This is a genomic window from Thalassospira lohafexi (assembly GCF_002844275.1).
In the GTDB taxonomy this organism is placed as follows: Bacteria; Pseudomonadota; Alphaproteobacteria; order Rhodospirillales; family Thalassospiraceae; genus Thalassospira; species Thalassospira lohafexi.
In genome coordinates, this window is sequence record NZ_NXGX01000001.1 from 324049 (window position 1) to 344227 (window position 20179).

Consider the following 20179-nt stretch of genomic DNA (forward strand, 5'->3'; position numbering starts at 1 on the left):
TTTAACGAGGGAATACTGAGGTCGTAAATGGGAAATAACTCTCAAAATATTCTAGTCGTTGCCGCCCATAGTGATGATGAGGCGTTGGGTTGTGGGGCAACAATTGCACGCCACGTGGCCCATGGAGACAATGTTGCTGTTATTTCGATGACAGATGGCGTTGGTGCCAGAGATTCTGGAGATTCAGAAATCCTTTCGCGCCGGGAAGCCGCAGAAAAGTCATCGCAAGTCCTTGGTTTCGAGTGGGCGGCTCAAGGTAACTTTCCTGACAATGCATTAGACACAGTGCCTCTAATTGACCTTATTAAGTTCATCGAAGTGGTAAAGAAAGAACGACAACCATCATTGGTTTATACGCATTCCTTTGCGGATTTGAACATAGATCACCGTCGGGTGTGCCAAGCGGTCTTGACCGCATTCCGCCCTCAGCCGGATGAAGTTTGTCAGGAAATTCGGTGTTTTGAGACTGTGTCTGCAACTGACTATGGGCAAAATTCCGGAGCCTGCGCATTTTCCCCGAATCTGTTTATAAATATTGAACCGTTTTGGATGAAAAAAGTTGCGGCTTTAGAGGCGTATCATCTCGAAATGCGCGAAGTTCCACATTCTAGATCCATCGAAGGTTTGGAAATTCTCGCAAAGTTACGAGGCTTTCAGAACGGCATTCCAATGGCAGAAGCGTTTGAGGTTCTAAGGAAAATCGAACGATGAAAAAATATGGTCTGGCTATTCAAAATGCCTTGGTTGAAGACGCACTAGAAACAAAGGGACTTGTTTCTAATGCGTCATTTGTTGTCAGAACGCCTGATGAATTAAGAGCCATTTTTGATGATCCCAAACTTAACGTGGACTATCTGTTTTTCCCACACTGGTCACACATTGTTACAGAAAAGATTTACGAACAGATCGAGTGCGTTTGCTTCCATTCTACGCCGCTGCCCTATGGTAGAGGGGGATCACCCGTTCAGAACATGATCCTACGAGGCTTCGAACAAACCGAGATTTGCGCTCTTCGGATGACCAAAAAACTTGATGCAGGTCCTGTTTATCTGCGCCTTAGTCAGTCATTGAACGGGCCCGCCCATCAGATATTTTCGAGTATCTATAAAAAGATAGCTGGAATGATGATTGAAATGCTGACCCACGACCTCGAGCCAATTGAGCAGCAAGGGAGCGTAACACAATTCAAGCGACTAAGTGGCGCTGACAACGAGTTGCCAACGTTGGGATCAATAAACTCACTCTATGACCATATTAGAATGACTGATGCAGATGCTTATCCTTCCGCTTGGCTGCGGTATGGCGACTGGGTATTGGAATTTAGAGACGCTGTGCTAAACGGTGACAGAGTAAGTGCAACTGTCAATATTCGAAGATCTGATGGCAATCATGAGTGATGTGACTTATCGGACTGCTGTGTTTTCTGACTCAGAAAATATACGTTCATGGCGAAATGATCCTGTTGCGCGCTCTTTTTTCCGAGACAGCTCTATTGTTGACGAAGAAAGCCATAATAAATGGTTTACTGCTTGCCTTGCCGATACGAATGCTCATCTTTTTATTGCAGAGATTGCAGGGGAGGCTGTTGGGGTCGTTCGGTATCAGCTCAGGACAGCTGAAAAGGGTTATGATGTTAGCATAAATTTGAATCCGACTTGGCGCGGAGTGGGTCTGGGAAAGATGCTCCTAAAAGACACTCTTCCTCCATTGGCACAGCGATTGAATTATGACCGCTTTGAGTTGCATGCAGCAATTTTGCCGTCAAACATCGCGAGTATTAAGTCATTTAGAAACGTGGGCTATGAGCTGAAAAGCAGTTCAAAATGCGATGAAATGATTGAGCTGATTTATAAATGGCCGCAATTCGATGCGGTTATTTGTTTGGCCAACGACTTTGATAGTGATGGTGAACTCAACAAAGAGTCCAAGCTGCGGCTCGATGCCGCAGTATGCATTGTTAAGTCCTATGAAGTGCCCAGGTTGGTCACCACTGGGTGGTCCGGAGCTTTAAGTTCGCGTGTCAGTCTCGCAAATGCAATGGCCACGAGGGCCGTTGGTGTTTGCGGGCTTGAGGCGGACATGATCTATAGAGATGAACGACCAAGAGATACAGTGGGCGAAGCAATATACCTTGCAAAAGATGCACTTCCGGCCTTCGCTTGGAAAAAAGTAGCTGTTGTGACCGGAGACTGGCATGTTGCACGCGCACGGCACGTGTTTTCTCGGGTCTTTGGAGACCTTTGCAGTATTGACTGGTTCGCGGTAACCAGTGAGCCAGCGTATTGGGAGTCAGAGGCACAAAATAGTTCAAGAATGAAATTTGACCAGATGGTACACGGTATAGCTCCCGGAGATGTAAGTGGCTTCTTCGCTAAAATGATTTCGCAACATCCTTTGTATATGTAGATCGATACCAATAGCTAAAAGTCAGTCACAATGAGCACATTAAAAAGACCATTCATCATTGCCGAAGTCTCAGGAAACCATAATGGTTCTATTGAACGGGCGAAGGAAATTATTTCATCTGCGGCAACAAATGGCGCTAGCTGTGTGAAGCTGCAGACCTATACTGCCGACACGATGACCATTCGATCTGACAAACCGGATTTTCAAATCAAGGGCGGTTTGTGGGATGGTAGAAACCTGTATGAGTTATACGAGTGGGCGCAAACTCCTTATGAGTGGCAAAAACCGCTGTTCGATCACGCACGGAGTTTGGGTCTTGAATGTATTAGTACGCCATTTGACGAGACTGCTGTTGATCTGCTTGTAGACATTGGATGTCCTAAAATTAAGATAGCTTCGTTCGAAGTAACGGACCTTCCTCTTGTTAAGTATATTGCCGAAACGAAGAAGCCTGTGATCATGTCAACTGGTATGGCGAATAAGCAGGAAATTTCCGATGCTTTGGAGCTGCTTCACAAGTATGGCAACGGTGAGGTTATGCTTCTGCATTGTGTAAGTGGTTATCCAACGCCGGCTGAGCAGATGAACCTGAATGCTATTGGTGTCTTGAAGTCAGAATTTGGCTGTTCTGTCGGTCTGTCTGATCATACATTGGGAAATCAGGCGGCCATTGCCGCTGTTGCATTAGGTGCGGAGGTCATTGAAAAACACTTTACTCTACGCCGAACTGATGGCGGCCCTGATGCAGCATTTTCTATGGAGCCTGAAGAGCTTGCAGCTTTAGTCCGCGACTGCAATACGGTCTATGACGCGTTGGGTAACGGTGCGTTTGATTTAGTTGCTGCCGAGCAGGAAAACGTAAAGTTCCGTCGTTCTATCTATGCTGTGAAGAGCATAAAGGCTGGTGAAGCGTTCTCACAGGACAATATTCGTCGGATACGCCCTGGATTTGGTTTGGAGCCGAAATACTTCGATCTTGTGCTTGGAAAAGTAGCGCTTCGTGATTTTTCTGCTGGAGATCCGCTAACAAAAGCAGACTTGTAGTTGACAACGCCTAATTTGGTTGCTTGGGAGCGAGCTTGATCCATTGATGTACAACTTAACAATCCCTTCTGTTGGCCGCAGTAGGGATATACCATCAAAAAATATATTTTATAGAAAATGGCGGAGAGGGTGTCCATCTAACTGCCGTATTATGTTGTATTATTCGGTATCATAAGTATCTGAAAATCAACAACAACCATAAATGCGCTGTATTATGCCGTTGCATATAGGTGCATCCAATGTTATTTCCTATGTTGGGTAACATAGCAGTTATCAAGGTGTGGAAGAGGAAAAAACCGATACCCTTGATGCTTGCCAACATAGGAAAACCGCCATGCCGAAAAAGGCCCCCGAACTGAGTGCCGCCGCCGTTCGCCGCTTGTCGTGGGGCGAGGACGGGAAACCACGTTATCACGCCGTTGGTGGTGTGTCGGGCTTGTTGCTGCAATGTCGCCCGCCTTTATCGGAAACGGCTTCGGGTTCGAGATCATGGATTTTGCGAACGGTGGTCGGGGCAAAGCGCCGGGACATCGGCCTTGGTGGATATCCTGATGTTTCCCTTGCTGATGCCCGCGAGTCGGCGCGTGAGATGAAAGCCAAGATAAAGGCGGGGATTGATCCTGTCGCAGAACGTAAAAAGGCCAAACAGGCGCTAATCCGCGTTCAAGGCAAAGCCCTAACATTTGAAGCCGCCGCCCGTACATTCATTGAAGAAATAAAAGCCCCTGTATTGAGCAACCCAAAACACTTAGCCCAGTGGTCCAGAACGCTTGAAGATTACGTTTTCCCATACATCGGGAAAATGGGGGTGGGTGACATTGAAACGGCCCATATCGTGGCCCTTTTGCAGCCCATATGGCAATCTAAGACAGAAACGGCAACACGAGTAAGGGGCCGCATTGCAAACGTCTTAGATTGGGCAATTTCGGCTGGTTATAGAGACGCTGCAAACCCCGCCGCTCTACCATTGATCAAGCCCTTGCTTGCCGATGCTACCAAGCTGAAAAAAGCCAAACAAACACACATGCCCGCCTTGGGTTTCGAGGATGCATATCGGTTTATGCAGGACTTACGGGGGCGCGATACAATAACGGCGATTGCCCTTGATTTTCTTATCCTGACCGCCGCACGTCCTGACCAAACAACGGGTGCTTTGTGGTCGGAGATTGATCTGAAAAACCGCTTATGGTGTATTCCCGAAAACAGAATGAAAAAATCATGGCGAACGCATACAGTCGCCCTAAACGATGATGCAATGCGAATACTTGAAAACATGCCACGTATGGCCGGTTCTGACCTTGTTTTCAATGCGGTAAAGGGCGGCAAAATATCAGGAAACGGTATGATTAACGTCATCACGCGAATGCACAAACAAGACATAGCCAATGGCGGGCCGGGCTATGTCGATAAGAAACAAGGAAACGCCAGAGTAACAGCGCACGGTTTTAGAACGACCTTTGGCGAGTGGGCAAGACGGCAGCGCGATTTTGCGGACGAAATATCGGAATTGGCTTTGTCTCACGTCAACTCGGATGAAACGCGGGCTGCATACAAGCGTGATGCCATGATGGACGAAAGGGCGCGGTTGATGAGGCGATGGGGCGAGTTTCTGCGCAAACCACCTGTTGAAACCAAAGGCCAGAATGTCGTGGATATTGAACGGGTTAAGGCTTAATTTTAGTCAATAGTACAGTTTGTGTTGACAAGTATTGCCTGATTGCATATGGTTGAAAGCGAAAGGGCAGGAGTCTGTCTTTTTATTCGACAATAGCCCCGCAGTGATGCGCTGGCACATCTAACCTTACGAATCAAAGAAAGAACGAATCAAATGTCGATTGTGGTTGTAACCGACCGCCGACGCGTTGATTTCTTTGATTCGCGCCGGTGGTCCTTTGAGAGGGCCTTGAAATGGCGCAGTATCTATCAGTTAAGCAGGTTGCGGAACGCTATTCCGTATCTGCCCCCACGGTCTGGCGATGGGCGCAGGCCAATAATTTCCCTCAACCCGTAAGAATCACTGGAAATTGTACGCGCTGGCGTATGGTTGACATCGAAGCATGGGAAAAATCCCGTTTCGGGGGTGCGGCATGACCTGTTACACCCGTACCGAACTAACCCCCGGCACTTTCTTAACATTTGATCAAGTCGCAGAACGCCTTGTTGGTTTCGCGGACTGGCCGGGCGATCTTTACAAATTCCCGACCCCCGTAAACACCCCAGATGGCCTGAAATGGAAGGCCGAAGAAATTGCGCGGATCGAAAACCGTTTGTGTGATCTGCTTGATGGGGGTGCGTAATGGTTGCACAAAAGAAAATGCCGGGGATGGCGGCAACCATCACCCGGTCAAAAATCAAAACTAACACTGATAATGTAGCCCGAAACCTTCGCTTTGGTCAAGATTTAAATGACGTGGCGTCAGAGATGGAAGCTACGGCGCTGCGCTTGCTTGGTAAACCGTCCCACCGAACCAATACCCAAATGCGTTACGGTAACAAAGGATCGATGGCGATCAATCTTTCATCCGGCACATGGTTTTGTCACGAGTCGGGCGAAGGCGGCGGCGTCCTCGATCTAGTTACCCGCGAAACCGGCCTTGTGGGGCGGAAAGCGGCTGAATGGCTGGGGATTGCCGATCCCGATTGGCAACCTCGCGATAATTCTACCGTGAGGGTAGAGAGCGAGGCCGAGAAAGCCGAGAAGGCCAAACGCCGAAGCATTGCGCTTGATATATGGAAAGCGTCCCAGCGGGCCGAAAATAGCCCCGTAGAGGCGTATCTCAAAGGGCGTGGTCTTGATTGCAAAATCCCCTTAACGATACGGTTTAACCCGAATTGCCTTCATATAGCTTCAGGTGCGTACAAGCCCGCAATGATCAGTGCGATTACGCGGTGGCCAGACAATGAGGTTATCGCGGTTCATCGGACATATCTGGAGCAAAACGACAAGGGCGGCTGGATCAAAGCCCGTGTCAATTCCGCCAAGATGGTTTTGGGGGCGATTGATGGCGGGGCGATCCGCATGGGGCCGCTTGCTGGTGAAACCTTGGCACTCGCAGAGGGTGTCGAGGATGCCCTTGCCCTAGCGGAAATGACGGGCGGTCCTGTATGGTCGGTTATTTCTGCATCTAACTTCGCCACCGTTAAATTACCTAATGAAATCAGTGGCTTAATCATCGGCTCTGATGCTGATAAGGCTGGCGACAAGGCGGCGGTAAAGGCCCACAAGGCTTTTTCGTCCCGTCTGACTGTTAAACGCTGGCCGCTCAAAAAAGGTACTGATTGCCTCGATCAGTTGTCCGACTGGCAGGAACGAGTTGCCTTGATGGGAATACCCCCCGCGAGCGTGCGCCGGTTTGATGTTTTGCACGAGATGTTGAAAAAGATCGGGGGGCAGAAATGAACGCGCCTTTTGATGATGTTATGACCATTGCGCAACCGATTGCAGACCGCGAAATAGACGCAGATTTTGCGTACAGCCAAGACACACTTGCGACTAAACTTGCTCATTGTGATTTTGGGGTAAACGCGAGATATGCAGGCGACTTGGGAAAATGGATGTTGTTCGACGGGACTGTGTGGAAAGCTGATCCCAATATACAGCACATTACAGCGGTTCGTGAGTTCATGCGTGGCCAAGCAGCACAACTTAAACGTGATACCGAACAGGCGGTGTCTAGGGTAAATGATCCCAAAGATGCCGATAGTATCATCACGAAAGGCAAGCGAAAGGCCGTGGGCTTGCTGCATTCGTCAACTATTATGTCTGTTGCAAGCCTTGCGCGGTCTAACCCGGAAATGGCTGTTAGCAGTGGCGATTTTGATGCTGATCCGCTTCTTTTGGGGACGCCTGATGGGACGGTTGATTTGCGCACGGGTGATCTTCGCCCAGCCAAGCGGGATGACTATATCACAACACTGACCGCCGTTTCACCGGCCCCGAAAGGAGCGAATGCCCCGACATGGGAAAAATTCCTTGATCGGGCATTCGCGGGTGATAAGGACCTGATTGCCTTTATGCAGAAACTTGCCGGTTATTCCCTGACAGGGATGACCACGGAACATAAATTGTTTTTCGCATATGGGACCGGGCGAAATGGCAAATCGGTGTTCATCAACACGATCTCCGGGATGATGGGTGATTACGCCAAACGTGCATCATCATCTGTCTTTCTGGACTCAAAGAATGAAAGGCACCCGACTGAATTGGCCGCGCTAAGATCGGCAAGACTTGTTTCGGGTTCAGAATTGCCAGCAGGCAAGGCTTGGAATGAGAGCATAATCAAAGACCTGACGGGCGGCGACGTTGTTTCTGCCCGGTTCATGCGCGGGGATTTGTTCGAGTTCAAGCCGCAGTTCTCGTTAATCATTGCGGGCAACCACCAGCCTAGTTTCAAAGGTGTTGACGAGGCTATTCGCGCCCGTGTTGCGATGATACCGTTTACGGTTACGATCCCGGAGAGTGAGCGCGACCCGGACTTGCCAAACCAACTTGAAGCCGAATGGCCTGCTATCTTACGGTGGGCTATCGATGGATGCCTTATGTGGCAGCGCGAGGGGCTATCTATCCCCACCGCAATCAAAGAGGCGTCGGAGGAATATTTGGAAGCCGAGGACACACTAGGCGAGTTTATTTCTGAATGCCTTGTTGTCGATCCCGATGCCAGAACGTATGGCAAGGAGATGTATGCCGCCTTTAAGGATTGGCAAATTGAAAACGGAGTACAGCAAGTTTGGTCGAGCAAGGCAATGAAGCAAGCCCTCAAAGAGCGGGGATTTGTTTACAAACGTCTTACTGGTGGGGCTATGGGTTTCGTTGGTGTGAGGCCGAAAATAGGATGCTAATCACGCCAAAATCTAACTTGGGCCGGGGTTTTCTCCGGTCCTTTTTTTTTGCTCAAAATGGCGAATAGTGAAGAAAGTGAAGAAAGTGAAGTTTTTTCCTATTTAGGACGTAGGTAAAAAAAGGGGGTCTAATTTTGCATACGTCGATAAATGTAAAAAAGTTCACTAATTTCACTACTAAAGGCTAAGTCATTGATATTATTAAAAACACGAGTGACGTTTTTGTAGAGTTATAGCGATTGGGGGAAAATTGGGCAAATTGAGGAAATCAGGCCGTCCCTTTTCTGAATCCAATCTGTCTTTGTGGTGAAATATCATGCTTGGTTGTGGTAATATAATACCAATGGGATAGAACTTAGTAGCCTTAAGGTACCCACTAGAAACGTGCATACAGACTTGCCCTTGCCTTTGTGTGAGGGCTTTTTTTATGGGTATGATTGAAGGTTTTCCCATAGTCAAAATCTATCGGTGATAGGTAAAAGCTATGATGATTTGCGATTTGATAGGTTGTGTGTATGGGTGGTTAATATTTAATCACATATTCCCGACCTGCCTAAAAAATAGGTTCGACGGACAACCCCTCCGTAACTACCCACCAATTATCAGTTGTTTGGGGGTTAATTTCACTTTTACCCGTTTAATTACCCAACAACTCTATTTTCTTATCTGCATTTTGTGGTAATATAATACCGTAATAACGGGGTGATTACCGATCAATTGCCCATCAATTGCCAGTATGGAGAGGGTTAATCATGGCTAGGCCGTACACATCATTACCACCGGGTGCAAAGCGTCACCTTGAATCTATGGCTGAAAATGGATTGCTGAGCGAGAGCCGAGCAGCCAGCGCACTTGGTATGCCATTTGACCAGTTCAAGCGGGTTGTTGCCGACGATGCTGATTCCAAGAAGATTTGGGAAAACGCGTTATCGATTGAGAGAGACACGTTGCTTGAAAACCTATGGGCTTTGGCTACAAGCGGCGACCGTCAAGCGGCTATTGCCCTTCTAGCGGCTCGGCATGGGTTCGACGAAAAGAAACCGGGTAGCGGTAATAACGTAACGGTTAACTTTTCTTTCCCCGCAGCCCTTGGTGATGACGAATATATGAAGACGGTAGAGGCCCACAAAAAGATGATCTCAAGCGCGGAAGGCGGCAAGGATGCTTGATCAAGGAAACGGACAGCAAGACCTTGAGACTAACCCGGAAGATAACGCGGAATATATCGACTTTAACGAGCCTTGCGACTGGCTTGATCAGTTTACCACCGATGACGCTAAACGCGCCCTTACCGTTGTTTTATGGACCTGTATCGGTTTCGGTTTCGGTGTTGTGTTTGGCTTTGTAGACCCAATGGGATTCATGATGTAATGAGCAACATAGTCACCATCGAACCAGACAAACTTACCCCGTTACAGGCTCGGATCATGGCGGTGCCTGATGCCCATGATATGGCGATATTGGGGGGGCGAGGTTATGGTAAGACAAGGGTGGCGATCCTCATTGCCCTTCGGTTCTGCGAACAGTATGGCAACCACGCCAAGGTGCTAATCGTGCGCCGTTCGTTTCCGGGGCTGGGAGAGATTGAGCAAGAATGCTTGACTATCTTCACCCAAATCTATGGCACATCTTTCAATTACAACAGTCAAAAGCACCGATTCAAAATGCCCAATGGTGGCACGATTAGCCTTGATCAACTCGATCATGAGTCGGACTTCGCCAAATTTCAAGGCCGGTCCTTTGGATTGATTGTTGCGGACGAGGCGGGGCAGTATCCGTCGCCTAATTTGCTAGATCGGTTGCGGTCCTCACTACGTGCGCCCCTTGGCATTCCCACCCGTTATATCATCACAGCAAACCCCGGTGGCCCCGGACACGGTTGGATAAAAAAACGCCACGTCCTGCGCCCTGAGTGGGAACCTTACACCGATGACAACACGGGCATTTCGTTTGTCACTGTGAATGGTACTTATGAATCCAACATATTCATTGACCGGGAAAAGTACGCTCGTAACTTGCGGGCCTCTAATGCGGCTGATCCTGCCCTTGTGCAAGCATGGCTATCGGGTGACTGGACAGCGATCAGTGGTGCGTTCTTTGAATGCCTCACGGATAAAAGCATGTTTGACCCGTGGCAATCACTTCCGGGTGGTGTGGGGATCGAGCGTCACACTGATTTTATGCATCACGGCGAAGTTAAAGCCCGTCACGAGTGGAAATTTTATCTTGCTGGCGATTATGGCTATGCCGCACCGTCGGTATTCCTCGCTATGGCCGAAAGCCCCGGTTTGGAACATGAAGGCCGGTTCTATCCCCGTGGTTCTAAGATCGTATTCGATGAGGTTGCGCTTGCTGGCATAGATGACCCATCGCTTGGCTTGCACATGATCGTGCCGGAACAAGCTGCAGCGATTAAGAGCATGACGGAACGGTGGGGAATACGTGCCGAAGGCGTGATTGATGATGGTTGCTTTGCCAATATGGGCAGTCAGGAAGGCACTACCGCCGATCAGTTCCGTAAAGCTGGCGTTCATTTCAGAAGGGCGCACAAAGGCTCTCGCATGTCGGGATGGAATATGCTGCGCACCCTTATGACCCAAGCCGGGCAACCTGACGTTCCGGGCCTGTATATCGGCAAAAACTGTCAATATTTGTGGGAAACGCTGCCTTCACTTCCACGCGATCCACGCAAGCCCGAAGACCTAGACACCCGCGCCAACGATCATGGGGCAGATTCCCTACGTTATGGGTGCCTGAGACGCGCCCCGATCTTAACCACCGGCCTAGGCTATGCAACTTGCCGTTAACTTTACGACTATGAGAGGATAACACCATGGATACCCACAATGCGATGAACCCGGCACGACGCACTAAGCGTAACCCAAGCCTGAGCATGACCCGCCACGAGTTGATTGGTATGAAGGCTGGCGATAAATGGGCTAACGATCCTGATATCAACCTAGCCCAACAGGCGCATAAACGTTACATCCACGCGATGGATGCCATTTCGAATATGATCAATGCACCTGATCCGCTCCTGACCCCCACGGCTAACCGCCATCGCATTGAGGATGCGGGAAAAAAGGCTATCGAGAGCGCCTCTAAAACTGCACAGCGGGCCAGTTCCGAATTGCAGAAACGTATCGACGCCCTGAGCGATATCACCGATGAACGCCTTGGCCTGAAAACGTCTAACCCGGACGCAGCCGAAATCCGTTCGATCCTTCGGGGGATGGACGCAAAAGATAAACGCGCCGTTTTCCGCGATGCAATCAAAGCCGAGGATAGCACCCTGATCGGTGCCGTTCTGTCTGCATCCAATCCCATCATGTTGGGTGTGGATAATAGCCAAATGGCGAAGTGGCGTAACGAGGCGGAAAGTTCCCTAACCCCTGACCTCGTACAGTTCCGGGACGCGGCGGAATATACGATAAGCCTCTTGAATGACAGCTTTATCGCGAGCGTCAGCTTGATTGATCAAGTGACTGGTACGCCGATTGAACAAGCCGAAGATCAGGCCGCTATTGAGAACGCCAGAAAGGCTGAGAGCGCTCTTAGCGAAGCATTGTCAGGATAAGTGGAGTTTCGATTATGAAAAGCGATCTAATTGGTTTTGAAACGGTTGCCGATATCGTTAAAGGCTGGCCGGGTGAGGGGGATAACTTCCCCCGTCCTGCCAAACATGACAACGATGGCCGCCCGCTTTGGGAACGCGAAGACATTGTTAAGTTCGCCTATCAGATGCATGGCGTAAGCACACACAAAATGCTTGATCGGTACCAGTAAAGGGGAAAGCTATGTCAGACCAAGAAACTGATTGGAAAGCACTTGTCGAGAAACTGGAGAGTGAAAACCAAGCACTACGCCAGTCTAAGCAAGAAATACTTGATGATCGCAAGAAAGCCGTAGGGGAGGCGGAACGGTTTCGTATTGAAGCCGAAAGCAAGACTAGTGATCTTGAAGTAACCGATAAGTCATGGCAGGAAAAGTATGACCGTGATCTTGCGGCTTTGAAAGATGAATACCAGCCAAAATTCGAGGCCATGAAAAAGCAAATTCATAACCTTACTGTTGGTGAAACGGCCCGTGACATTGCAAAAAAATCATTTGTAAACACTAGGCTTGCTATGCCGCATATCCTGCCGCGACTTACCCTTGAGGAAACTGACAAGGGTAGCAAGGTTCGTGTATTGGATGCGTCTGGTAATATCACCAATGACAGCATTGACGATCTTGTGAGAGAACTCACGGCTGATCCTGATCTTGCTGAAATTGTTTCTGCTGGTAATGCAAGCGGTGCTGGTTACACCCGTAGCAGCAAAGGGGCCATTGGTGGAATTGCCCACCTGAACAACAGACGTTCGAATATGAATGCAAAGGACGTGGCAAAGTTTGTGTCGCAACACGGGCAATCCGCTTATTTGAAGCTGCCACGATGACACAATGATTGATCCCTGTTTTACATCACTTTTGCGATGATGGGTATCATAGCGGTTACTGCTAAAACCACCCTGTAAGTCCTTGAAATATAACGTGATATGGCGGAGAGGGTGGGATTCGAACCCACGGTACTATTGCTAGTACAACGGTTTTCGAGACCGCCCCGTTCGACCACTCCGGCACCTCTCCGCATGTGTGGTCTTGGCGTTCGAGGCGGTGTTTACCCATCCTCGCGCCAGAATGCAAGAGAGAAAACGCATTTTGGGCCAACTCTTTTGGATCGTCGTTCAGCTCGTGCCGGTGCATGCTCTCTCAATCCAGCCCTTATGCCGCCGGTTAACTGAAGCGGGGCGGCCTGCGCCTCAAATGCCGGGTTGAGTGCGCGGTGGATTTACCCGGCGGGATTATGGCTGCACGGTTCGCCGGGCAGCCATGCGCACCAAGGCCATGCAAAGCCCGCGCGGCATCACGCTTTGGAGTTGACTCTTGGGGCCAAAAACGGTAATTCACCCGTTCTTCGCAGCGGTTCGGTATCAGTTAGCAGCGACACCGAAGCGCGCGTTTTGATTCCAGAATGATTTTTCAGGAAGTTTTAGATGTACGCAATCATCAAAACTGGCGGCAAACAGTATAAAGTTGCTGCCAACGACGTTATCAAAGTCGAAAAGATCGCTGCCCAGGCCGGTGACACTGTGAAACTTGAAGAAGTTCTCATGGTTGCTGGCGACGGCGCGCCAAAAGTCGGTGCTCCGTTGCTCAAAGGTGCTTCTGTTACCGCAGAAGTTCTCGAACAGGCCAAGGGCGACAAGGTGATCGTTTTCAAGAAAAAGCGCCGGCATAACTACCGTCGTAAAAATGGTCATCGCCAGAACCTGACTGTTCTGCGCATCAAGGACATCAACGCCTGATTTATCAGGTTGAGATGCAGTTTTAGGAGAGTTTCATGGCTCATAAGAAAGCTGGTGGTAGTTCGCGCAACGGTCGCGACTCCGAAGGTCGCCGTCTCGGCGTGAAAAAATTCGGTGGTCAGGCAGTTGTAGCAGGCAACATCCTCGTTCGTCAGCGTGGCACCAAGTTCCATGCCGGTGACAATGTCGGCCTCGCCAAAGACCACACCCTGTTTGCGACTGTGAACGGTTCCGTCCTGTTCAAGTCGGGCTACAAGGGTCGTACTTACGTAACGATCGTTCCGGCAGAGGCGTAAGCCTCCCGTCGGCTGCGCGATACGTAGCAAGATTTTCGAGGGAGGAATGAGCAATCATTCCTCCCTTGTTTTATGTAATATAGAATTTATCTTCCCGTCGAAGCGCAGCCTCTTTTGCGCGCCGGGATCGCAAATACAAAAACGGGCACTGCCCAAAGGACCGGTTATGAAGTTTCTCGATCAAGCCAAGATTTATGTGCGCAGTGGCCGCGGCGGTGCCGGTGCCGTAAGCTTCCGGCGTGAAAAATATATCGAGTTCGGCGGGCCGGACGGCGGTGATGGCGGGCGCGGCGGCGACGTTATTCTTGAGGCGGTCGAAAACCTCAATACCCTGATTGATTTCCGCTATCAGCAGCATTTCAAGGCCGAAGTTGGCATGCATGGCATGGGCCGTGACCGCACCGGTCGTTCGGGCAATTCCATTACCATCAAGGTCCCGGTCGGCACCCAGATCCTTGCCGAAGACCGCGAAACCCTGATTGTCGATATGCTCAAAGCTGGCCAAACCCATCTGTTGTGTCGGGGCGGTGACGGCGGGCGTGGCAATGCACGTTTCAAATCCTCTACCAACCAAGCCCCGCGCCGGTCCGAAGAAGGCTTCCCGGCCGAGGAAATGTGGGTCTGGATGCGCCTGAAGCTGATCGCCGATGCGGGTCTAGTCGGTCTGCCCAACGCGGGTAAGTCGACCTTCCTCGCCGCATCGTCGCAGGCACGTCCGAAAATTGCCGATTATCCGTTTACCACCCTGCATCCGCAGTTGGGTGTGGTCAGTATCGATGACAAGGAATTCGTTCTGGCCGATATCCCCGGCCTGATCGAAGGGGCGTCCGAGGGCAAAGGCATCGGCACACGCTTCCTCGGTCATATTGAACGCTGTGAAGTTCTGTTGCATCTGATCGACTGTGCCGAAGAAGACCCGGTCGCGACCTATCACACCGTGCGTGAAGAGCTTGAAGGCTATGCCGATGTGCTGGTCGACAAGCCCGAAATCGTCGTTCTGTCCAAGGCCGATCAGCTTCTACCTGAAATGGTCGAAGAACAGCGCGAGATCCTTGAAAAAGGCATCGGCAAAAAGGTCTATGTCGTGTCGGGTGTGACCCAGCAAGGTGTGCAGGACATCCACCGTGAAGTCCGCGCCTATATCGATGGTCAGCGTGAACGCCGCGCCATGGAAGGCCGCGAGGACGACGTCTACCAACCGTAAGCCCGGAGTTATCGGCAATGCAGGCTGCACTCGCGGACGCAAAACGTCTGATCATCAAGGTCGGCTCGGCCCTTCTGGTCGATGAAACCACTGGCAAGCTTCGCCGTGCCTGGCTCGAAGCGCTGGCCGATGACATCGCCCTTTTGCGTGAACGCGGGGTAGAGGTCATTGTCGTTTCCAGCGGTGCCATTGCCATGGGCCGGCGCCTGCTGGGGCTTGATCACCGCACCATCAGTCTGGCCGATAAGCAGGCCGCCGCGGCGACCGGGCAAATCAGCCTGTCACAAGTCTGGCAAGAGGCCCTTGGCCGTAATGGCCTGACCATGGCGCAGGTGCTGGTGACGTTAGAAGACATGGAAGGCCGCCGTCGCTATCTCAATGCACGCGGCACGCTCAATGCGCTGCTCGCCCACGGTGCTGTCCCCCTGATCAACGAAAACGATACCGTCGCGACCGAAGAAATCCGCTTTGGCGATAATGACCGTCTGGGGGCCAAGGTCGCGCACATGATCTCGGCCGATACGCTTGTGTTGTTGTCCGACATCGATGGCCTTTATACCGCCGACCCGCGCAAAAACCCGGATGCCAAACTGATCCCCGAAGTCCGCGAACTCACCCCGGATATCATGGCCATGGCCGGTGCGGCCCCGACCATGTATAGCTCGGGCGGGATGGTGACCAAATTGCAGGCGGCCGAAATCGCCATGAAATCGGGCTGCCGCATGATCATCGCGCGCGGCACCATCTATCATCCGCTCAAAGCCCAGCTTGAAGGTGGACCCAATACCGTCTTTTTGCCCAGCGAAAGCCCGCTTGCCGCACGCCGCCACTGGATCGCAACGTCGCTTTCGGCCCCCGGTGCGATCATTGTCGATGACGGGGCGGCCAATGCGATGCGGGCAGGCAAAAACCTTCTGGCAGCAGGAATCAGTGGTGTTGATGGCGGTTTTAAGCATGGTGACGCTGTGCGCGTGCTTGATGACAAGGGGCATGAGGTCGCACGCGGCATCACGTCCTACGGTGCCGAGGAAACCCGCCTATTGATGGGCCATGCCTCCGCCGACATCGAAGCCACCCTTGGCTTTACCCGTGGAAATGCTGTGATCCATTCGGATGATTTGGTGGTCGCAGAGGGGTAAAACCCTCTAAGATCAGCGCGGTTTAGGGTTATCTGGCGTCTGGATGGTAATGCGACTGCATGCGGATTTTTCCGCTGATAAAATGGCAAAACTCAAAGGCGGCGCTGCGGTCGGCAGTGAAGCGCCCCGGCGTGCATTCCCAAATGCCAATCTCGACGCGCTCATCTAGCGACTTGAATGGAACCCGGCTGGATGCCATCTTATTTCCCTAAAGCGTAGTGGGTTTGGGAGATGCCGGGTTCAGCGGAATATCCGCCAAGGTTAAAAATGTAGATCAGTCGATCACAGTCATTCTCTTTGTTCATCGCCCTGACAAATAGTTGGCGATGCGCGCCAGACGTGAGGTCTGTGGCGTATCGCGCTGGGCTTCACGACGGTCGGCCATGTGATAAAGATGATACATGCCATGTACGCCCAACCACCGCAGGGGTTCTGGTTCCCATGTGCGTTTAGGCCGGTTTACCCAAGGCAGTTTGGTCAGTTCTGTGTCGCGCTCCAGCACCAGATCGGCAAGCGTCTGGCCGGCTAAATTTGACGTGGACACCCCCAGACCGACATATCCGCCCGCGGAACCGATGCCTGAGGCCGGGTCATAATCGACACGCGCACACCAGTCACGCGGCACGCCCAAAACCCCGCACCACGCATGATCCAGCTTTATATCTGCCACCTGCGGTAACAAGCGATGTATGATCGCCTGTAACATCGCGATGGTTTTTTGCTGGGTTTGTCCGCGATCATCAATCGCGTTGCCAAACCGATACGGCACGCCTCGACCACCCATCGCAATCCGGTTGCCTGCTGTACGCTGCGCATAGCAATAGCCGTGCACGGCATCTCCCAGCAATTCGCCGCCCTGCCAGCCGATCTGGTCCCAGATCAGATCGGGCAAAGGTTCCGTCACGACTATGGAGCTGTTCATTGCCAGCATATCGCGGCCTTGTCCCGGCAGGCTGGCGGTATAGCCTTCTGTCGCACGAATAATTTTTTCGGCGCGGATGGTGCCGCGATCCGTCGTGACCTGCCCTTTGGACATCCCCGTCACTTTTGTCTGTTCATAAATGGAAACGCCCGCCCGCTCCACGATCTGTGCTAACCCGCGCACCAGCTTGGCCGGTTGAACTCGCGCCACGCCATGCAAAACAAGCGCCCCAACGGCGTTTTGAACTCGAATCCGGTCCGTCATGTCACTGGCGCCGATCAGGTGCATACGCTCCTGTGGTACCTCCCAGTCCATCGCGGTCGCGTAGTCGTCGCGCAACCGGGCCATCTGTGCCGAAGTGCAGGCCGCGATAAGCTCATCTGTGCGGTGAATATCAGCGTCGATGCCTTCGGATTCTGTGACTCGAATGATTTCATCCACGGTGCTGCGTAAGGCCCGCTCAAGCGCTATCACGCCTTCGCGCGAGCCCGACTTGGCATACCGATCCCGGTTCCAGTAAAACGCACCGGTCAGCCAACCGCCATTCCTGCCTGACGCACCGAAGCCCGCGAAATCGCGCTCGACGATAGCAATTGACAGATCGGGGGCTGCTTTTTTTAAGTACCACGCCGTCCACAGACCGGTGTAACCGGCCCCGATGATGCAAACATCTACAGTGCGGTCGCCCGGCAAGGCAGGACGATAGGGCGGCAGTCCACCCATATCCGTGTGCCAGAAAGAAATATCGCCGTTGCGGGTCATGTCATCTGTGTATTCATCGGTTGCCGCCGTCTTGGCATTGCCGACAAGCGCATGTGCTTTGCCGGCATTGGGGCCTTGAAGTTATGTGTATGTCCGAACCGTAAGCTTCACAGAGGCGTGCATAATGCACAAGGCACAAAAAAAGGCTGCCCCTATGATGGGGGCAGCCTTTTTTTCGGTGGCGCTAAATCCGGAAACCGGATTTACGCAGCCTGATCAGCAAGAGCACGGGCCATCTGGCTCAGAGCTTCCTGATGCTTTTCATGCTTGATGCTGGCAAAGTTACGGGCCAGTTCAAGGCACATGCGCTGACGTGCATTAAGCTCGGAAGCCTGGTTGCCGTCGAGGCCTTCGTAGAAGTAGCTGACAGGAACACCCAGGACCTGGGAGATTTCATAAAGACGACCAGCAGAGATACGGTTGATACCGCGCTCATACTTATGTGCCTGCTGGTAGGTAACGCCGATAAGGTCAGCCATCTGCTGCTGGGAGAAACCCAGCATGATGCGACGTTCGCGAATACGCTGACCAACATAACGGTCAGTGTCAGTTGCGCGGTTTGCGCGTTTTGGTTCTTCTTTTGAGATAATCTCAGTCATGATATAATCCGTTATCAACCGCCAGTTACTTAACCCCACTTTGGACGCTGTTGGGCTTATTTGTTTTTGCCCAATTAACAACTTGTCACAGGATCATTTTTGACCTGCGATATGTTGAAATGTATCTGAACATTGGTCAGATAATCGTTACAGCAATCCGCCAGAAGCTAGCTATATAGGTCAATTGAGCTGTCTTTGTCTAGTGCAGAAGGCGAAAAAAAGTCGTGGGTTTCTATGCTGTAAGGTGTGGAATGCCGCGCATAGCTGGCATGCATTTCCTGAATGACCGGCGGTTGTAAAAGGTTTTCCTGAGGTAAGACCTGCCCTAAAAGCTGGGTCCAGAATGCTGCGCTGCCCACAAGATCATGGGGTTGCAGCCATGCGCCACCGTTCTGCGCAATTTCCCGTACAGGTAAAATACGCGCAGTTGAAACTGTTCCGATCCCGGCAGGACCATCCGTTCCGCTGCTCGCAGAATCCGTCCTGCGGGCCGGGAGCATGGAAATCGGTGTAATGGCTGTCATGTTTTCTGATGTTATTTGGTTAAAACTGGCTGTTTGGTCGCAGACTCCGTGCTTTGGCTGTGTTTCGGGCGTGAACCCGGCAAAAATTGCCGCCTGACAGCACTGTCGGGCGGTTCGAAAGAGTTAATAAAAAGTTTATGCAGGATTGATGCCGTGCCGGGATATGCCCGCGCGAGTCGGGACGCGCAGGACATTCGCCGGATATGGCACAAAGATCAGATGGCCGCTGTTGCCCGCAAGGCGATCTGGGCCGGTATTGTTTTCCCCGCTCCCTGATATTGGCCCCTGACATTGGGTCGGGCATATCGGGTCGGGTCGTTTGAAAAAACAAAAAAGGCGGAGCCGCTTATCGCGTTGCTCCGCCTTTTGGAATTTGGGGTCGTAACCTGTGAAGGTCTTACTTGTCGGTCTTGCCGCTTGCCAGCGTATTGAGCTGGGCCTGCATGGCTTCAAGCTGGCTTTTAAGATCATCAAGCGATGCGTCTGCTTTGCTGGCGGCTGCGGACGGCGATGCCGCGCCAGTGCCGCCTGTACCACCGGAGTGGCCGTTTTCACCATCTTTGGCAAACGGCGAGAACATTTTCATCGTCTGTTCGAACAAGGCCATGTTTTGCTTGTTCATTTCGTCTAACTGGCCAAACGGGAAAATGCCATGCATCGTGCCTTGCATATATTCGCGCATCTGTTCCTGATTATGGGCAAAGGCCTGCATCGACTGTTCAAGATAGGTCGGAACCAACCCTTGAAGGCTGTCGCCATAAAATCCGATCAACTGCCGCAGGAAACTGATCGGCAGAAGGTTCTGCCCCTTGTTTTCTTCTTCGACAATGATCTGGGTCAGGACCGGGCGGGTGATGTCATCGCCCGTTTTGGCATCATAAACGACAAAATCGGTGTTTTCCTTGACCATCTGCGACAGATGATCAAGCGTGACATAGGAACTCGTCGCCGTGTTATAGAGGCGGCGGTTCGCATATTTCTTGATGACGATGCGGTCTTGATCGTCTGATTTTTTGTTGGTCATGGCGAGGTTTCCTGCTTCCCTGTTTCCCGAACATCTGCCTGGCATTTTCATTAGGGGCATGTTTCTGCC

The 20179-nt window shown here is 51.5% G+C and carries 24 protein-coding genes and 1 tRNA gene; 19 read left to right on the forward strand and 6 right to left on the reverse strand.

Features of this window, described 5'->3' with window-relative positions:
• Nucleotides 1–27 precede the first annotated feature (27 nt).
• From COO92_RS01430 to COO92_RS01495, 15 genes are all read left to right on the forward strand, one after another.
• The gene (locus tag COO92_RS01430) at nt 28–711 is read left to right on the forward strand and encodes a PIG-L deacetylase family protein (protein WP_101299252.1); all 684 of its coding nucleotides are present in this window, start codon (nt 28–30) and stop codon (nt 709–711) included.
• On the forward strand, nt 708–1397 hold the full coding sequence (locus tag COO92_RS01435; RefSeq protein WP_101299254.1) for a formyl transferase: 690 nt from the start codon (nt 708–710) through the stop codon (nt 1395–1397). The genes COO92_RS01430 and COO92_RS01435 overlap by 4 nt, the downstream gene beginning before the upstream one ends.
• Nucleotides 1390–2406 carry a GNAT family N-acetyltransferase gene (locus tag COO92_RS01440; protein ID WP_165792250.1) on the forward strand — a complete coding sequence of 339 codons (1017 nt, stop codon included), beginning with the start codon at nt 1390–1392 and terminating at the stop codon, nt 2404–2406. The genes COO92_RS01435 and COO92_RS01440 overlap by 8 nt, the downstream gene beginning before the upstream one ends.
• Before the next feature lie 30 nt (nt 2407–2436).
• Nucleotides 2437–3450 carry a pseudaminic acid synthase gene (pseI, locus tag COO92_RS01445; RefSeq protein WP_101299260.1) on the forward strand — a complete coding sequence of 338 codons (1014 nt, stop codon included), beginning with the start codon at nt 2437–2439 and terminating at the stop codon, nt 3448–3450.
• Between the two features lie 334 nt (nt 3451–3784).
• Nucleotides 3785–5125 carry a tyrosine-type recombinase/integrase gene (locus COO92_RS01450; RefSeq protein WP_101299263.1) on the forward strand — a complete coding sequence of 447 codons (1341 nt, stop codon included), beginning with the start codon at nt 3785–3787 and terminating at the stop codon, nt 5123–5125.
• Nucleotides 5126–5358: 233 nt separating this feature from the next.
• Nucleotides 5359–5541 carry a helix-turn-helix transcriptional regulator gene (locus COO92_RS22385; RefSeq protein ID WP_101299266.1) on the forward strand — a complete coding sequence of 61 codons (183 nt, stop codon included), beginning with the start codon at nt 5359–5361 and terminating at the stop codon, nt 5539–5541.
• Nucleotides 5538–5747, forward strand: a complete 210-nt coding sequence (locus tag COO92_RS01460) for a hypothetical protein (RefSeq protein ID WP_101299268.1) — start codon at nt 5538–5540, stop codon at nt 5745–5747. Before COO92_RS22385 ends, COO92_RS01460 begins: the two co-directional genes overlap by 4 nt.
• A 26-nt stretch (nt 5748–5773) precedes the next feature.
• Complete coding sequence (locus tag COO92_RS01465; protein ID WP_165792251.1) at nt 5774–6850, forward strand: DUF7146 domain-containing protein; 1077 nt, start codon at nt 5774–5776, stop codon at nt 6848–6850.
• Nucleotides 6847–8292, forward strand: coding sequence for a phage/plasmid primase, P4 family (locus COO92_RS01470; protein WP_101299274.1), 1446 nt, complete (start codon nt 6847–6849; stop codon nt 8290–8292). Before COO92_RS01465 ends, COO92_RS01470 begins: the two co-directional genes overlap by 4 nt.
• 752 nt (nt 8293–9044) lie before the next feature.
• Nucleotides 9045–9461, forward strand: coding sequence for a hypothetical protein (locus COO92_RS01475; protein ID WP_101299277.1), 417 nt, complete (start codon nt 9045–9047; stop codon nt 9459–9461).
• Nucleotides 9454–9663: a hypothetical protein gene (locus COO92_RS21935; RefSeq protein ID WP_133125029.1), complete on the forward strand. Its 210-nt coding sequence runs from the start codon at nt 9454–9456 to the stop codon at nt 9661–9663. Before COO92_RS01475 ends, COO92_RS21935 begins: the two co-directional genes overlap by 8 nt.
• Before the next feature lie 56 nt (nt 9664–9719).
• The gene (locus COO92_RS01480; protein ID WP_165792252.1) at nt 9720–11099 is read left to right on the forward strand and encodes a terminase large subunit domain-containing protein; all 1380 of its coding nucleotides are present in this window, start codon (nt 9720–9722) and stop codon (nt 11097–11099) included.
• A 26-nt stretch (nt 11100–11125) separates the two neighbouring features.
• Nucleotides 11126–11869 carry a hypothetical protein gene (locus COO92_RS01485; RefSeq protein WP_101299283.1) on the forward strand — a complete coding sequence of 248 codons (744 nt, stop codon included), beginning with the start codon at nt 11126–11128 and terminating at the stop codon, nt 11867–11869.
• Nucleotides 11870–11883: 14 nt separating this feature from the next.
• A complete protein-coding gene (locus tag COO92_RS01490; protein ID WP_101299285.1) occupies nt 11884–12078 on the forward strand; it encodes a hypothetical protein in 195 nt (64 codons plus the stop codon).
• Nucleotides 12079–12089: 11 nt separating this feature from the next.
• A complete protein-coding gene (locus COO92_RS01495; RefSeq protein WP_101299288.1) occupies nt 12090–12731 on the forward strand; it encodes a hypothetical protein in 642 nt (213 codons plus the stop codon).
• A gap of 100 nt (nt 12732–12831) precedes the next feature.
• On the opposite strand, the gene COO92_RS01500 is transcribed toward COO92_RS01495, so the two are convergent.
• A tRNA-Ser gene (locus COO92_RS01500) sits at nt 12832–12921 on the reverse strand.
• A gap of 407 nt (nt 12922–13328) precedes the next feature.
• Here COO92_RS01500 and rplU point away from each other — a divergent pair.
• The 4 genes from rplU (at nt 13329) to proB (ending at nt 16279) form a co-directional block, all read left to right on the forward strand.
• A complete protein-coding gene (gene rplU, locus COO92_RS01505; RefSeq protein WP_022731155.1) occupies nt 13329–13640 on the forward strand; it encodes a 50S ribosomal protein L21 in 312 nt (103 codons plus the stop codon).
• Nucleotides 13641–13675: 35 nt separating this feature from the next.
• Nucleotides 13676–13936: a 50S ribosomal protein L27 gene (gene rpmA / locus COO92_RS01510; RefSeq protein ID WP_022731156.1), complete on the forward strand. Its 261-nt coding sequence runs from the start codon at nt 13676–13678 to the stop codon at nt 13934–13936.
• A 166-nt stretch (nt 13937–14102) separates the two neighbouring features.
• Nucleotides 14103–15140 carry a GTPase ObgE gene (gene obgE / locus COO92_RS01515; protein WP_101299290.1) on the forward strand — a complete coding sequence of 346 codons (1038 nt, stop codon included), beginning with the start codon at nt 14103–14105 and terminating at the stop codon, nt 15138–15140.
• 17 nt (nt 15141–15157) lie between these two features.
• Nucleotides 15158–16279, forward strand: coding sequence for a glutamate 5-kinase (gene proB, locus COO92_RS01520; protein ID WP_101299292.1), 1122 nt, complete (start codon nt 15158–15160; stop codon nt 16277–16279).
• Between the two features lie 28 nt (nt 16280–16307).
• Here proB and COO92_RS01525 read toward each other — a convergent pair whose 3' ends face one another.
• From COO92_RS01525 to phaR, 5 genes are all read right to left on the reverse strand, one after another.
• On the reverse strand, nt 16308–16478 hold the full coding sequence (locus COO92_RS01525; RefSeq protein WP_101299294.1) for a cupin domain-containing protein: 171 nt from the start codon (nt 16476–16478) through the stop codon (nt 16308–16310).
• 102 nt (nt 16479–16580) lie between these two features.
• Nucleotides 16581–17963, reverse strand: a complete 1383-nt coding sequence (locus tag COO92_RS01530; RefSeq protein WP_101299297.1) for an NAD(P)/FAD-dependent oxidoreductase — start codon at nt 17961–17963, stop codon at nt 16581–16583.
• A gap of 203 nt (nt 17964–18166) precedes the next feature.
• Nucleotides 18167–18562 carry a helix-turn-helix domain-containing protein gene (locus COO92_RS01535; protein WP_022731161.1) on the reverse strand — a complete coding sequence of 132 codons (396 nt, stop codon included), beginning with the start codon at nt 18560–18562 and terminating at the stop codon, nt 18167–18169.
• A gap of 167 nt (nt 18563–18729) precedes the next feature.
• Nucleotides 18730–19086: a hypothetical protein gene (locus tag COO92_RS21940; RefSeq protein WP_133125030.1), complete on the reverse strand. Its 357-nt coding sequence runs from the start codon at nt 19084–19086 to the stop codon at nt 18730–18732.
• Between the two features lie 397 nt (nt 19087–19483).
• Entirely contained in the window at nt 19484–20110 is a 627-nt protein-coding gene (gene phaR / locus COO92_RS01540; RefSeq protein ID WP_101299299.1) for a polyhydroxyalkanoate synthesis repressor PhaR, read from the reverse strand.
• Nucleotides 20111–20179 lie beyond the last annotated feature (69 nt).

Excerpts from the sequence above, each read along its gene's own strand:
- COO92_RS01430 (WP_101299252.1), top strand. The coding sequence starts at position 28 with ATGGGAAATAACTCTCAAAATATTCTAGTCGTTGCCGCCCATAGTGAT.
- COO92_RS01435 (WP_101299254.1), top strand. The coding sequence starts at position 708 with ATGAAAAAATATGGTCTGGCTATTCAAAATGCCTTGGTTGAAGACGCA.
- COO92_RS01440 (WP_165792250.1), top strand. The coding sequence starts at position 1,390 with ATGAGTGATGTGACTTATCGGACTGCTGTGTTTTCTGACTCAGAAAAT.
- pseI (WP_101299260.1), top strand. The coding sequence starts at position 2,437 with ATGAGCACATTAAAAAGACCATTCATCATTGCCGAAGTCTCAGGAAAC.
- COO92_RS01450 (WP_101299263.1), top strand. The coding sequence starts at position 3,785 with ATGCCGAAAAAGGCCCCCGAACTGAGTGCCGCCGCCGTTCGCCGCTTG.
- COO92_RS22385 (WP_101299266.1), top strand. The coding sequence starts at position 5,359 with ATGGCGCAGTATCTATCAGTTAAGCAGGTTGCGGAACGCTATTCCGTA.
- COO92_RS01460 (WP_101299268.1), top strand. The coding sequence starts at position 5,538 with ATGACCTGTTACACCCGTACCGAACTAACCCCCGGCACTTTCTTAACA.
- COO92_RS01465 (WP_165792251.1), top strand. The coding sequence starts at position 5,774 with ATGGCGGCAACCATCACCCGGTCAAAAATCAAAACTAACACTGATAAT.
- COO92_RS01470 (WP_101299274.1), top strand. The coding sequence starts at position 6,847 with ATGAACGCGCCTTTTGATGATGTTATGACCATTGCGCAACCGATTGCA.
- COO92_RS01475 (WP_101299277.1), top strand. The coding sequence starts at position 9,045 with ATGGCTAGGCCGTACACATCATTACCACCGGGTGCAAAGCGTCACCTT.
- COO92_RS21935 (WP_133125029.1), top strand. The coding sequence starts at position 9,454 with ATGCTTGATCAAGGAAACGGACAGCAAGACCTTGAGACTAACCCGGAA.
- COO92_RS01480 (WP_165792252.1), top strand. The coding sequence starts at position 9,720 with ATGGCGGTGCCTGATGCCCATGATATGGCGATATTGGGGGGGCGAGGT.
- COO92_RS01485 (WP_101299283.1), top strand. The coding sequence starts at position 11,126 with ATGGATACCCACAATGCGATGAACCCGGCACGACGCACTAAGCGTAAC.
- COO92_RS01490 (WP_101299285.1), top strand. The coding sequence starts at position 11,884 with ATGAAAAGCGATCTAATTGGTTTTGAAACGGTTGCCGATATCGTTAAA.
- COO92_RS01495 (WP_101299288.1), top strand. The coding sequence starts at position 12,090 with ATGTCAGACCAAGAAACTGATTGGAAAGCACTTGTCGAGAAACTGGAG.
- rplU (WP_022731155.1), top strand. The coding sequence starts at position 13,329 with ATGTACGCAATCATCAAAACTGGCGGCAAACAGTATAAAGTTGCTGCC.
- rpmA (WP_022731156.1), top strand. The coding sequence starts at position 13,676 with ATGGCTCATAAGAAAGCTGGTGGTAGTTCGCGCAACGGTCGCGACTCC.
- obgE (WP_101299290.1), top strand. The coding sequence starts at position 14,103 with ATGAAGTTTCTCGATCAAGCCAAGATTTATGTGCGCAGTGGCCGCGGC.
- proB (WP_101299292.1), top strand. The coding sequence starts at position 15,158 with ATGCAGGCTGCACTCGCGGACGCAAAACGTCTGATCATCAAGGTCGGC.
- COO92_RS01525 (WP_101299294.1), bottom strand. The coding sequence starts at position 16,478 with ATGGCATCCAGCCGGGTTCCATTCAAGTCGCTAGATGAGCGCGTCGAG.
- COO92_RS01530 (WP_101299297.1), bottom strand. The coding sequence starts at position 17,963 with ATGACCCGCAACGGCGATATTTCTTTCTGGCACACGGATATGGGTGGA.
- COO92_RS01535 (WP_022731161.1), bottom strand. The coding sequence starts at position 18,562 with ATGACTGAGATTATCTCAAAAGAAGAACCAAAACGCGCAAACCGCGCA.
- COO92_RS21940 (WP_133125030.1), bottom strand. The coding sequence starts at position 19,086 with ATGACAGCCATTACACCGATTTCCATGCTCCCGGCCCGCAGGACGGAT.
- phaR (WP_101299299.1), bottom strand. The coding sequence starts at position 20,110 with ATGACCAACAAAAAATCAGACGATCAAGACCGCATCGTCATCAAGAAA.